The 13,883-nt window shown below is 43.7% G+C and carries 10 protein-coding genes; 9 read left to right on the top strand and 1 reads right to left on the bottom strand.

From position 1 onward, the window contains the following. Positions 1-11: 11 nt before the first annotated feature. From FTU66_RS00105 to ligA, 5 genes are all read left to right on the top strand, one after another. Positions 12-821: a sulfite exporter TauE/SafE family protein gene (locus FTU66_RS00105; RefSeq protein ID WP_004972366.1), complete on the top strand. Its 810-nt coding sequence runs from the start codon at positions 12-14 to the stop codon at positions 819-821. A 219-nt stretch (positions 822-1,040) separates the two neighbouring features. Continuing rightward, the gene (locus FTU66_RS00110; protein WP_004972365.1) at positions 1,041-1,736 is read left to right on the top strand and encodes a GntR family transcriptional regulator; all 696 of its coding nucleotides are present in this window, start codon (positions 1,041-1,043) and stop codon (positions 1,734-1,736) included. 10 nt (positions 1,737-1,746) lie between these two features. Then, complete coding sequence (gene smc / locus FTU66_RS00115) at positions 1,747-5,211, top strand: chromosome segregation protein SMC (RefSeq protein ID WP_180112136.1); 3,465 nt, start codon at positions 1,747-1,749, stop codon at positions 5,209-5,211. 1 nt (position 5,212) lies between these two features. Then, entirely contained in the window at positions 5,213-6,262 is a 1,050-nt protein-coding gene (locus tag FTU66_RS00120) for a cell division protein ZipA C-terminal FtsZ-binding domain-containing protein (RefSeq protein WP_179988528.1), read from the top strand. Between the two features lie 184 nt (positions 6,263-6,446). Continuing rightward, positions 6,447-8,483 carry an NAD-dependent DNA ligase LigA gene (gene ligA / locus FTU66_RS00125; protein ID WP_004972359.1) on the top strand — a complete coding sequence of 679 codons (2,037 nt, stop codon included), beginning with the start codon at positions 6,447-6,449 and terminating at the stop codon, positions 8,481-8,483. Positions 8,484-8,569: 86 nt separating this feature from the next. On the opposite strand, the gene FTU66_RS00130 is transcribed toward ligA, so the two are convergent. Continuing rightward, on the bottom strand, positions 8,570-9,631 hold the full coding sequence (locus tag FTU66_RS00130) for an aldehyde reductase (RefSeq protein ID WP_180112137.1): 1,062 nt from the start codon (positions 9,629-9,631) through the stop codon (positions 8,570-8,572). Positions 9,632-9,955: 324 nt separating this feature from the next. On the opposite strand from FTU66_RS00130, the gene bfr reads away from it, so the two are divergent. The 4 genes from bfr to FTU66_RS00150 all read left to right on the top strand — a co-directional run bounded on the left by bfr (position 9,956) and on the right by FTU66_RS00150 (position 13,877). After that, positions 9,956-10,420, top strand: a complete 465-nt coding sequence (gene bfr / locus FTU66_RS00135) for a bacterioferritin (RefSeq protein ID WP_004972356.1) — start codon at positions 9,956-9,958, stop codon at positions 10,418-10,420. A gap of 188 nt (positions 10,421-10,608) precedes the next feature. Then, positions 10,609-11,340 carry a hydrolase gene (locus FTU66_RS00140; RefSeq protein WP_179988530.1) on the top strand — a complete coding sequence of 244 codons (732 nt, stop codon included), beginning with the start codon at positions 10,609-10,611 and terminating at the stop codon, positions 11,338-11,340. A gap of 99 nt (positions 11,341-11,439) precedes the next feature. Next, positions 11,440-12,723, top strand: a complete 1,284-nt coding sequence (bioA, locus tag FTU66_RS00145) for an adenosylmethionine--8-amino-7-oxononanoate transaminase (RefSeq protein ID WP_180112248.1) — start codon at positions 11,440-11,442, stop codon at positions 12,721-12,723. Beyond that, positions 12,720-13,877 carry an 8-amino-7-oxononanoate synthase gene (locus FTU66_RS00150; protein WP_180112138.1) on the top strand — a complete coding sequence of 386 codons (1,158 nt, stop codon included), beginning with the start codon at positions 12,720-12,722 and terminating at the stop codon, positions 13,875-13,877. The genes bioA and FTU66_RS00150 overlap by 4 nt, the downstream gene beginning before the upstream one ends. Positions 13,878-13,883 lie beyond the last annotated feature (6 nt).

Here is a 13,883-nt window from a genome sequence, read left to right on the forward strand (position 1 = left end):
GGAATATATTTATGGAGTTAATCATATATTTATTGATTGGTGCAATTGCTGGATTTGCAGCAGGGCTGTTTGGCGTGGGCGGCGGCTTAATTATTGTGCCAATTTTATATATTGTGTTCACTCAACTCAATTATGACCCATCGGTGTTAATGCACATGGCGGTGGGGACATCATTGGCAACCATTATTGTAACTTCGATCAGCTCAGTTACGGCACACCATAAAAAAGGTGCGGTGATGTGGCCTGTATTTCGTAATCTTGCGCCTGGTTTAATTGTGGGTGCATTTGTTGGTGCAGGTATTGCCGATTTCCTTTCGGGGCAAGGCTTACAATTATTAATTGGCGGTTTTGCACTGTGGGTGGCTTTTAAGATGTTTAGAGGCGCAAATATTGCGGTTGATCCTTCACATCATTTGCCTTCAACTGCAAAGCAAGTCATGGCGGGCGGTGGGATTGGCATTGCCTCTGCAATTTTTGGGATTGGCGGTGGCAGTTTAACAGTGCCGTACTTAAACCGTTACGGCGTGGTCATGCAAAAAGCGGTAGCAACCTCAGCCGCTTGTGGTTTGCCAATTGCGGTGGCGGGGGCATTAGGCTTTATGTGGTTTGGTAAGCAAGCCGAAGTTGCAGTACCCAATACCATTGGTTATATCCACATTTATGCATTTATAGGCATTAGTGTGATGAGCTTTATTACTGCCAAAGTTGGTGCGAAAGTGGCACATTTGTTATCGCCAGCGATGTTGAAAAAATGTTTTGCCTGCTTGCTGACCACCGTTGGCTGTTATTTTGTATATCAGGGTATGCGAGTATTTTTCTAAGTTGAGTCGCTATTTTCTTTGTTTTAAGCCATGTAAAATTGGCTCTAGCGCCATGAAATTGTCGGACAATGTCATGGCGTTGTGATCTGTTTCGCAGTAAAAAGAAAGATGCTTGTATCGGAGCTATGCTTGCAGTCGAAGGATGATCCTGAGATGTCTTAAATGAGAGTAGCTCCGAATTTTCATCACTGCATCTTATAAAAACAAGATAGGAACAGTATGCAACAACAAGAATCAGAAAGTTTATCGGAACAAATTGCCCGACACATCGCAGAACAGATTATTAGCGGTGATTTGGTTGAAGGTGAGCGTATTCAGGAATTGCGCATCGCCAAAGAACTGGACGTGAGTCGTGGTTCGGTACGTGAAGCGCTGTTGTTATTGCAACGTACTCATCTGATTGAAATTTTTCCACGTCGTGGTGCAATTGTGTCGGAAATGTCGGCACAGCAAGTCCGAGCTTTGTTTGACAGCAGCAGTTTGTTATTGGGTTATATTGTGCAGCGTATTGCGGACACGTGGCGAATGCATGAAGCCGAAGCCTTACAACAACTTTTGCTGCAACTGGCAGAGCAATGTCGCTTGGGCAATACTGAAAAGTTTTATGATTTAATTTTTCAATATCTGGCACGGCAGCCTGATATGGTGGGAAATTTATATTTAATGAAGTTCTATCAAGAGTTATTGCCATCGTTAAGACGCAGTTACTTTTTGACCTTAAATACTTCGCGTCGGGAGTTACAAGAATCTTTTGAATTATTTAAACTGGTGAGTGATGCAATTTTAAGCAGAAAATCACAACAAGCCACTTTATTTATGGAAGATTTTTGCCGACACTTGCGCAACTTGGTGTTGGAATCTCTGACCCGTATGAAACAGATCGAGCTTGCATGGGCAAGACGTTCACGCCGTTAATTGGGACATTATGCGTTTAAGCAGTTTAAAACTTTCTGGCTTCAAATCTTTTGCCGACAGTACGACCTTACATTTTAAAGCCAACCGTACCGCTGTGGTGGGGCCGAATGGTTGTGGTAAATCCAATGTGATTGACGCCATTCGTTGGGTGATGGGCGAATCTAGTGCGCGCCAGTTGCGTGGCGGCAGTATGCAGGATGTCATTTTCACGGGCACCGCCAAGCGTAAACCAGTGGGCGTGGCCAGTGTAGAACTGCGTTTTGATAATACCTACGGCAAATTAGGCGGTGCCTATAATGCCTATAATGAACTGTCAGTCCGTCGACAGGTCAACCGTGATGGCAAGTCAGAATATTTTTTAAATGGTACCAAATGCCGCCGTCGTGACATTACCGATATTTTCTTAGGCACAGGTCTAGGCCCACGTTCATATGCAATTATTGAACAGGGCATGATCAACCGTTTGGTCGATGCCAAACCTGAAGAAATGCGGGTGTTTATTGAAGAAGCCGCAGGTGTGTCACGTTATCAGGCGCGTCGTCGTGAAACCATGTTGCATTTGGATCACACCACGCAGAACTTGGCGCGTTTGGAAGATATTGCTTCAGAACTAAAATCGCAATTAAAAACCTTAAAACGTCAGTCAGAAACAGCAATTCAATACAAAGCGCTTGAGAGCGAAATTCGCACCATTAAAGTCGAAGTGTTGTCTTTTCAGTGTGAACACAGTGCACGTTTACAGCAAGAATATACCCTGAGTATGAATGAGTTAGGGGAAAGTTTTAAATTGGTGCGCTCTGAGCTGACCACTTTGGAACATGACTTAACTGCGACCAGTGAGTTGTTTCAGCGTTTGATTCAGCAATCGACACCGCTACAGCAAGAATGGCAACAGGCAGAAAAGAAACTGGCTGAACTGAAAATGACTTTGGAACAAAAACAAAGTTTGTTTCAGCAAAATACCGCGACTTTATCGCAGCTTGAACAACAAAAAGCACAAACCAAAGAGCGTTTGCAGTTGATTGAATTGCAGCTAGAGAGTTTGGTCGATCAGCAAGAAAACCAACAGGCAAATCTACAGCAGCAAGATCATTTGGCGCAGCAGCAGAGCCAGCAATTTCAGGATTTAAAAGCACAGCAACAAACCCAAGCTGCACAATATGCCCAAGTCAAAGCGCAAGTAGAACAGCAACAACAAAAGCATGTGCACATGCAGGCGCAAAGTGAGCAGTTAGCCAAAAATATCAGCCGTATTGAACAGCAAAAACAAACCCTGACACAGCAGTTTGCACAAATTCAGCCGCAAGATCAGCAAGAGGGAATGCAACAACTGCAAGACGAAAAGACCCGCTTGCAGGCTGAAATGCTAACACTAGAACAGAATATTCAAGACAGCACTCAGCAACTCGCCACGTTGCAGACCAACTATAATGAGCACAAAGCACAGTGTGCGACCTTAAAATCTGAGATTCAGATTTTGCAGTCAGAACAGAAAAACCTCAATCAATTGCTCATTAAGCAAAGTCCAAAAGCCCAAACCGATGTGGTGCAGTTGATGCAAGTATTACAACTTGCAGATGTGGCGAAACCACATGCCAATTTAATTGAAAAGTTCTTGGCTAAATGGTTATCTGCGCAGGTGGTAGAAGCAGATATTGAATTTCAGGACAGCCGCGCACGTCAGCTAAAAATTCATTTGGCTGTAGATTCAAAAACATCAAAAATACAGCTTTCGGGGTGTGAGTCGCTCAGTGACTGGATTGCTTCACCGCAAAGTAGCTTGTGGCAAAGTGTCGCAATTACAGAAAGTTTATCGCAGGCTTTGGCATTGCAAGTGCAATTACAAGCAGGGCAGTCTATCCTTAGTTTAGATGGTTATCATGTGGGAGCAGACTGGGTAATCGGGCTGTTTTATGATGAAGCGGCACAGGCAGGGCAAGGGGCATTAAGCCATCGGATTCGCTTGGATGAAATTGAACAGGCGTTGGCGTTGCAACTGCCACAATATGAGCAAGCAGAACAGCAACTGCCTGAATTGCAGCAACAGGTAAAACAGTTGCAGCAGCAATTGCAGCAACAACAGCAACAGCTCAAACAGCAACAGCAAGCCTTGCAAACGCTAGATGTGCAAATGGCGAAAGCCGAAAGTGCGGTACAGGCTTTTGCAGTACAGCAACAGCAATTACAGCATCAATTGGCACAATTAGATGAGCAGCTTGAAGAAGATGCCATGCAAAAAGATGATCTGGAAATTGATTTGCATGCTTTGGCTTTTAAACTTGAGCAAGCCTTACCGCAGTATAAAATCTTGCAATTTCAGGTCGAGCAGCTGAATGAGCAGCTGGATAGTTCACAGCAACAGTTTCAGCAGCAGCAACAAGAAGTGGATCTGTTACGTCGTCAAGCGGTACAAACTCAGCAGCAAATTGAACTGTTAGAAAAAGATGCCACTTTCTTAAAAGCACAATATCAACAAATTGTGGCGCAAATGGAACAAGCCAAAAAGTTTGTCGATCCTGTTCAGTTGGAATTGCCTGACTTGGAAACTCAGTTTTCAGAGCAGCAGCAGCAGACTGAAAAGCTGCAAAAAACTTGGCAGGAATGGCAAGTGGAATTGAACAGTGTGCAGTCCAAACAGCAGCAACTGACCGAGCAACGGCAGCAGCAACAGCAGCAAGATGAACAATTACGTGCCAAACTCGAAGAAAAGCGCTTGGCATGGCAATCGGCAAAGTCGGACTATCAGCATTATTCTGAACAGTTAAAAGATTTAAACAGCGAGATCATCACAGGTTTGCAGATTGATGTCCCTGCGCATCAACAAAAACTGGCGAAAGCGCAGCAACAGTTTGATAAATTGGGTGCGGTCAATTTGGCGGCTTCGGAAGAATATGAAGAAGTATCTGCCCGTTTTGCAGAATTAAGCCATCAAATTGAAGACTTGGAAAATACCGTTTCGCAGTTACAGGCGGCAATGAAAAGTATTGATCAGGAAACTCGTAAACTGTTTATGAATACTTTTGATCAGGTGAATACCGAATTGCAGGAGTTGTTTCCTAAAGTCTTTAATGGCGGTGAAGCGAGTCTGAGCTTGGAAGATGACTGGCAATCTGGGGTGAAATTGATGGCGCGTCCACCAGGTAAGCGCAACAGTTCTTTGGCCTTACTTTCAGGGGGTGAAAAAGCACTGACAGCTTTGGCTTTGGTTTTTGCAATCTTCCGTTTAAACCCAGCGCCATTTTGCGTACTCGATGAAGTTGATGCACCGTTAGATGATGCTAACGTGGGGCGCTTTTGTAATTTAGTAAAAGAACTTTCTGAACAAGTGCAATTCATTTACATTACACATAATAAACTTGCTATGACGATGGCAACCGACCTCTTAGGTGTTACCATGCCTGAACCGGGAACCTCAAAATTAGTAACCGTAAATTTAGAAGAAGCCGCAGAATACGGCCTAGTCGCGGAGGCATAATATGGAAATCACCACAATCGTTGGAATTGTCATCGCTATTGTGATCATGGCGTTTGGTTTGAAAATGATTCTAAAAAAACCTGTAGATTCAGCGCCATCCTTAGATTCGGAACTGCAATTTAATGCAGAAAGCCAAAAACCGATTATTCCACGCCATGTACGTGACCAATTGCAAAGCGACGCTACGCCACCGCGTGTGGAGCCGACTTTAACGGTAGATGAAGTTACGCAAGATGCGCCTGCCAAGTCTGAACCACAGGCTTTAACGGATGATGTCGTGGCTTCTTCAAGCACAGAAACTGACAAAGTTGAACCGAGTTTGCAGGCAAATACAGAAAATTCTGAGCTTGATCCATCCACAACGATATCGAAGTCTGAAGTTGCACAAGACACGCCAAGCCCGACAGCGACAACTTCAGAATATTCATTATCGGATGAAATTCAGCAAGTGATTGTAGAAACTGAACCGAATGCGCAGACTGTCGAGCAAAACAAAGCTTCGACTGAATACAGTCTGAATCAACACATTGAAACTGCCGAAATTTCAGAATTTAATGAAGAAAGCAGCATTTTAGATTCGCATTTGCATGAACAAAAAATCATGGATGAAGAAAGTGCCTTGGCAACCGCTGAATCTTTTATCGCGCTGAATGTCTTCCCTGAACGTCGCATACTTTCGGGCGATAAAGCCTTAAAAGTCTTGATGAAATATGGTTTACGTTTCGGTGAAATGTCATGTTTCCATCGCTATAACGAAGATGGCACTAAATTATTATTTTCAGTTTTACAAATTAATGATGAAGGCGCAGATGGTTTTGATTTAGAAACTTTATCGAGCGAACAAGTTAAAGGTTTAGCGTTCTTCCTCGCTTTGCCGCACAGCGATGTGCAAAATGCCTTTGATACCATGGTCAGCATTTCAGGACTGATTGCACGTGAAATTGATGGAACGGTCTATGACCAAAACCATTTAGAGTTTACTCCACAATTACGTGAACACTGGCGTCATCAGGCGATAGATTATCGTGCTGGTCAGGCAAGTCATGTCTAGAATTGCGATCTCGTACTGGGTATAAGCTACGTCAAGTGTTTGGCAAATGAACTGAGTGCAGTAGGATAAATTGCAACTTTGCAGCCGCATTTTTATAATGTGCGCAGCAATACAAGCTGTAGCATGCGCTACATAGAAAAAATTGAAGGGCGGAACAAGACCGCCCTTTTTTATGGTGGAAAATATGTCTGTAGATTTAACCGTCGTGGCGCAAATGCGTCAATTGATTCAACTGCTTGCCAAGCACAATCATGCCTATTATGTGATGGATCAACCGACAATTGCAGACAGTGAATATGATCAGCTTTTCCATCAACTAAAAGCGTTGGAACAACAGTATCCAGATTTAGTTCAACCCGATACACCGACCAATAAAGTCGGTGGCACACCTTTGGCAAAGTTCACCACGGTTACACATGCTGTGCCAATGTTGTCTTTAGGCAATGTGTTTAATCAGGAAGAATTATTTGCCTTTGCAAGACGTGTCGAAGAGCGTTTGCCCAACCAAAATATTGAATACGATGTCGAACTCAAATTTGATGGTTTGGCGATTTCACTTTGGTATGAACATGGTGTTTTAGTGCGTGGTGTGACCCGTGGTGATGGGGAAACAGGGGAAGACATTACCCACAACGTCAAAACTATCCGCAATTTACCGAAAGTTTTGAGTGCGACAGAAACGGCTATTCCTGAATTTTTGGAAGTGCGTGGTGAAGTGTTGATGCCAAAACTTGGTTTTGAAAAACTCAATGCGGCCAATACAGCCAAAGGTGAAAAAACCTTTGCCAATCCACGCAATGCAGCAGCAGGCAGTTTGCGTCAGTTAGACCCGAATATTGCGGCTTCACGTCCTTTAGCATTCTATGCTTATGGCATTGCGCAATGTGTGCCGCCTCATGGACAAAGCACCATGTCCGACAGTTTGGCATGGTTGGGGCAGTTTGGTTTTGAAATTGGCGAACGTCATTTTGTCTGCAAGAGCATTCAAGATGTTCAGGCGGCCTATGAGCAAATTAACCTTGAGCGTCCGAATTTAAGCGTTGAAATTGATGGCATGGTGGTCAAGGTCAATGACTTGAAACAGCAACAGCAATTGGGCTTTTTAAGTCGTGAGCCGCGCTGGGCGACTGCCTATAAATTCCCTGCAGTTGCCGCTTTAACCACCATTGAAAATATTGATTGGCAAGTGGGGCGCACAGGTACGTTGACGCCTGTGGCACGTTTAAACCCCGTTGCGGTAGGTGGTGTGACGGTATCCAATGTTACTTTGCATAATATTGGTGAAATTCACCGTTTGGATGTGCGTTTAGGCGATACGGTCAGTGTTTACCGTAGTGGTGATGTGATTCCCAAAGTTGAAAAAGTCTGGCCTGAATTTCGCCTTGCCGATGCGCAAGAAGTGCATTTACCTGAACAATGCCCTGTGTGTGATTCGCCTGTGGTGATGCCTGAAGGTGAGGCTTTGGCGCGTTGTTCAGGCGGTTTGTATTGTGCGGCACAGCGTATTGAAGCGATTCGTCATTTTGTGTCACGTAAAGCCATGGATATTGAAGGTTTGGGTGATCGTTGGGTGGAGTCATTACTGCATCTGAACTTGCTACAAAATGTGGCTGATATTTATCATTTACACGAACACCGCGACACTTTGCTCGGCATTGAAAAAATGGGTGAGAAGTCGGTTCAAAACTTGATTGACTCGATTGAAAACAGCAAAAAAACTACTTTGGCTGCGTTTATTTATGCCTTGGGAATTCGTGGTGTGGGCGAAACCACCGCGCGGATGCTTGCCAATACTTTTCAGACTTTAGAGGCTTTGCGTGAAGCTGATTTAGAAGCGTTAAAGAAAACTCCAGATGTGGGAGATATTACGGCAGAATGGATTTTGGACTTTTTCCAAGCGCCGCATAATTTAGAAGTGTTGGATCGTTTATTAGCTGCAGGCATTCATTGGGATGCTCCGATTGCACCGACACGTCAGCCTTTGAATGGTGAAAGTTGGGTGATTACAGGGACGTTGAGCCAAATGGGACGCGATGAAGCGACTCAGTTGTTGCAGGCTTTGGGTGCACGGGTGAGTGGTAGTGTTTCGGGTAAAACCAAATGTGTCGTGGCGGGTGAGAAAGCTGGCTCAAAGCTGGAAAAAGCCGAGAAGTTGGGTGTGCAGGTCATGAATGAAGCTGAGTTTATTCAGCTGATGCAGGAATATGGTGTGCTTGAATAAGCATCATCCTACATTTTATCCACTAATAGGTACAAAGGCACTTCAACGATGAAGTGCCTTGGTTTTTACTGAGAGAAGTCGAAGGTTTAACGTTTCTTCACAATGCCATCATCAATGAGTTGCTGAAAATGTTCGACTAGACTGGTTTCAATATTGCGGTAGTGCATACCCAATTCACGCTGACTTTTTTCCGCATTAAAATAAATTGGGTAGCCCATATTCAGTTCCACAAATTTACGGGAAAAACCAAGTAGAGGGCCAAAGGCTTTAAAGGCAAATTTAGGTAACTGATTGCGTGGGAAAGGGTATTTACGTCCAAAGTGCTGCGCTAAAATTTTGCCCATTTCCAATAAGCTGAGTGTGCCACCGCTAATAATATAGCGACCTTCAGCAGCAGGGTTGAATGCGGCCTGAATGTGAGCATCGGCAACATCACGCACATCGACAATGCCATTCCACATAGCAGGGACACCAGCCAAGGTCATACCGTTGGCAAACTGCAATAACACTTCCACGCTGCCCGATTGGGTGTTTTTGGTCAACGATGGGCCAAGCACCAAAGCAGGGTTGATACAGACCAAATCCCAGCGGTTTTGTGCCTTTGCCATTTCCCAAGCTTTGCGTTCAGCTGCCACTTTTGAATAAGGATAAGGCTGATGCTCAGGGCTACTGCTAGTATTCCAGTGACTTTCATCAAAGCGATTATTGGCCGTATTTAAAATATCAATCGCATCGCCATAGGTTGCAGCAATACTTGAAGTCACCACTACACGCTTTACCGATGCAGTACGATTAACGCTGTTTAATACATTTTCGGTGCCTATGACGGCAGGTTCAATAATGTCTTTAACTGCATCTTTATAATTGGTGACCACAAAAGGCGAGGCCATGTGCAGCACGATTTCACAACCTTGCATGGCGGCATCAAAAGCACCTTCTTCAAGTAAGTTGGCTTGGAATAATTGTAAGTTGCCTGTGCTTTTTGCCGCGATATCAGTCAGATGTTGAAAACTGTGGGTTTTATTCGGATCACGCACCGTCGCGTGTACGGTATGTCCTTGTTCAAGCAGGTTTTTAATGACCCAACTGGCAATATAGCCTGTTGCGCCTGTGACTAAAATGGGTGCAGATGTATTTAGATTTGTCATTATTTTAAGAAAGTGATGGAACTCGTGACTATCATAAAGCAGCTGGGTTTTAAAATCCGCTTTTTAGGCGTTTTTTACGATACTTGAGCGTCAAAGTATGGTTTCTTTCAATATTTACAAAATGATGCAAAATCATTGTATTGTCATTTTTAAAGCTAAGTTTTGCCAAGCAGTTGTTTTATATATGGGAATTTTTAAGTTATATTGCAAATGCGTATGTTTCTCATTTTAATTTTATAAAAATCATGGGTTTACAATAATTAACTTTTGCAATTTTGCCTGAATGTGTCCATAATGACTGGATTAAGAAAGGGAGTACAGCAAATGCGTGGCAATCCAGAAGTCGTAGACTATTTAAATATGTTGATTGGTGGCGAACTGGCTGCTCGCGATCAATACCTGATTCATTCGCGTATGTATGAAGATTGGGGTTTAAGCAAAATTTTTGAGCGCATTGACCATGAAATGCAGGAAGAAGCGCAGCATGCCGATGCTTTAATTCGTCGTGTATTGTTCCTTGAAGGCACTCCAAATATGCAGCGCGATGACATCGACGTGGGTGAAGATGTGGTGTCTTGCTTAAAAGCCGATTTAAAACTGGAATACGAAGTACGTGAAAAATTGGCGCAAGGCGTAAAATTGTGTGAAGAAAAAGGCGATTATGTCAGCCGTGATATGTTGCGTCAGCAAATGACCGACACAGAAGAAGATCATACGTACTGGTTGGAAAAACAATTACGTTTAATTGAATTGATTGGTTTACAAAACTACATTCAATCGCAAATGTAATCTGATCAAAGCAAAATAGACCAAAACCCGATTTATGATAAGTCGGGTTTTTTTATAGATCGGTTTTTATAGATTGGCTTTTTTATATCAATTGGTTTTTTTAAGGATGTATCTTGGTGCTTTGCAGATGTCGATTGAGCCGATTCAGTATTATACTGAGGTGATTTTCTAACTTGAGAGCAAGCCACGTGCAACAACAGATTTTATTGATTACAGGCTGGGGCGGTGGTACTGCACTCTTAAATCCGTTACAGCAAGCCTTAACTGCACAAGGTTTTCGGGTTGAGCTCATCAATATTTTTAACGCTACTGATGCTCAAGTCATGCAGCAACAGGTTGAATTTGCACGTCAGTTTGATGTAATTATGGGCTGGTCACTGGGTGGGCAATTGGCAACGCTACTGGTCGATGCGATTGCCAGCCAATATGCAGGATATAAAACCTTAATTACCATTGCATCCAATCCGTGTTTTGTTGCACAAGCCGATTGGGATACCGCTATGCCACAAGCCACGTTTGCCCAGTTTAAACAATCTTTTGCACAAGACCCAATTCTGACCCTAAAGCGTTTTGGTTTTATGGTGTGTCAGGGTGTCACTAGTAGTAAAACCGACCTATTACAATTACAAAGTTTGGTTCAGCCACAGCCGCAATCTTTGCTTCAACACGGTTTGGATTTATTGGAAAACTTAAACTTGGTGACTAAGATTAAAAATTATACAGGTCTGCAGTATCATCTTTTTGCCGAGCAGGATGTTTTAGTTGATTGCAAAGTTGCAGCTAAACTGCAAAATTTAGCTGCAAAGTTTTTAAGCGTAGATGTTTTGCAAGGCTCGCATGGGCTGCCATTGTTCCATGCCGATGAGTTGACTAGCAAAATCTGCCAATATTTACAGAAAAACCCGCCAACAGGTCCATAAGTGACAAATCTCGCAATTTATTTTATCTGTAGACAGGTTTAAGATTTAGCACATCAAGTTTTTTACAAGATCAAGGATGATGGTGGGATGACAGAACAGATGGATTTGGCTTTTGATCGTGAACATCTTTGGCATCCTTACACCTCTATGACTCAGCCCTTAACAACCTTTAAGGTTAAGCGGGCATTTGGCAGCACCATTGAACTTGAAGATGGTCGCCAGTTGATTGATGGCATGTCATCGTGGTGGTGTGCGATTCATGGCTACAACCATCCTAAACTGAACCGTGCTGTGACCGAGCAACTCGACAGTATGGCGCATATCATGTTTGGTGGATTGACCCATCGTCCTGCTATTGAGTTAGGGCGTTTGCTGCTCGAAATTACCCCACCGAGTTTAGATAAAATTTTTTATGCAGATTCAGGTTCAGTTGCTGTTGAAGTGGCGCTGAAAATGGCGGTGCAATACTGGACAGCACAAGGCAAAACCGAGAAAACCAATTTTATTACCACCCGTTCTGGCTATCATGGCGATACATGGAATGCCATGTCGGTCTGTGATCCTGTCACAGGGATGCATCAGGTTTTTGGCTCAAGTTTGGCGCGTCGTTATTTTGTATCTGCACCACAAACAGGTTTTGACCAAGAGTGGAATCCTGCTGATATTGCAGAATTGGCGCAAAGTTTGGTAGAGCATCATCAGCAGATTGCCGCCATGATTATTGAACCAATTGTGCAAGGTGCAGGCGGCATGCGTTTTTATCATCCTGAATATTTGCGTCAAGCCAAATTGCTTTGTGAGCAATATGATGTGTTGTTAATTTTTGATGAAATTGCCACAGGTTTTGGGCGTACAGGCAAGTTGTTTGCATGGGAACATGCACAGGTCGAACCCGATATTATGTGTATCGGCAAAGGGCTGACAGGCGGTTATATGACCTTGTCTGCCACATTGACCACGAAGCATGTTGCAGAAACGATTTCGCAAGGTGAGGCAGGTGTGTTTATGCATGGCCCGACCTTTATGGCAAATCCACTGGCCTGCGCGGTTGCGGTAAAAAGTACCCAATTATTATTAGAACAAGACTGGCAAGCCAATATTCAACGCATTCAGCAGCAACTTGAACAGCATTTAACGCCATTGGCTAATTTGGCATGGGTGCAGGATGTGCGAGTTTTAGGTGCAATTGGTGTGGTAGAACTTAAACATGCTGTCGATATGCAAAGCCTGCAACAAGAATTTGTGCAACGTGGTATTTGGGTACGTCCTTTTGGTAAATTGGTCTATGTGATGCCGCCGTATGTGATTACAGCAGCAGAACTAAATACTTTATTGCAGCAATTGGCTGAGGTGGTGACAGGTATGCAAGGAGCGAGCGCATGAGTTTACTCGATCACTATGCAGAACAGCTTGATCAGCTTCGCCAACAGGGCAATTTTCGTCAATTTCGCAGCAATCAGCAGCAAGGTAAAACAATTGAAATTCAGCAACAGCAGATGCTGAATTTATCTTCCAATGATTATTTGGGTTTAGCCTCTGATTTGCGCTTACGTGAACAGTTTTTTGATGAAACGCCCAATGCACAGCGTTTAATGAGTGCATCTTCATCACGTTTGCTGACTGGAAATTTCCCTGCCTATGAACAGCTTGAAGCCACATTAACGCAATTATTTCAAGGGCGAGCTGCCTTGCTGTTTAATAGCGGCTATCACATGAATATTGGTATTTTACCTGCATTGGCAGATGCGAAAACCCTAATTTTGGCCGATAAACTGGTACATGCCAGCATGATTGACGGCATTCGTTTGTCATCTGCAAAATATTTGCGTTATCGGCATAATGATTTGGCACATTTGCAGCAATTGCTGACGCAATATCATGCCGATGATAATTATGAACGCATTATTGTGGTGACTGAATCCATTTTTAGTATGGATGGTGATGAAACTGATTTAGCCGCATTGGTCGCGCTGAAACAGCATTTTGCCAAAGTCATGTTATATGTCGATGAAGCACATGCGATTGGCGTACGTGGGCAGCAAGGTTTAGGTTGTGCCGAACAATATGGCGTGATTGATGCCATTGATTTTCTGGTTGGGACGTTTGGCAAAGCCGTTGCTTCAGTTGGGGGATATTTGATCTGTGATCCGATTATCCGTGATTACCTAATTAATCGGATGCGCCCGCTAATTTTTAGTACCGCACAGCCACCTATTTGTATGGCGTGGACGCAGTTTATGCTGAATCAGATTGTGCACATGCAGGCACAGCGTCAGCATTTGGCGGCCTTGAGCCAATCTATACAGCAGGGGATTCAGGCCAAAGGTTTTGCTTGCCCATCAACTTCGCAAATTGTACCTGTGATTATTGGCGACTCTACTGCAACTGTAAGCAAAGCCCGACAGTTACAGACTGCAGGTTTTTATGTGATGCCTGTACGTCCACCGACTGTGCCGCAAGGCAGTTCACGACTGCGGATTTGTTTAAATACGCAATTTGAAACGGCAGATTTAACACAGTTACTGGATTTGCTTTGAGTGTGC

It is taken from the genome of Acinetobacter sp. YH12131 (assembly GCF_013418635.1).
Lineage (GTDB): Bacteria > Pseudomonadota > Gammaproteobacteria > Pseudomonadales > Moraxellaceae > Acinetobacter > Acinetobacter towneri.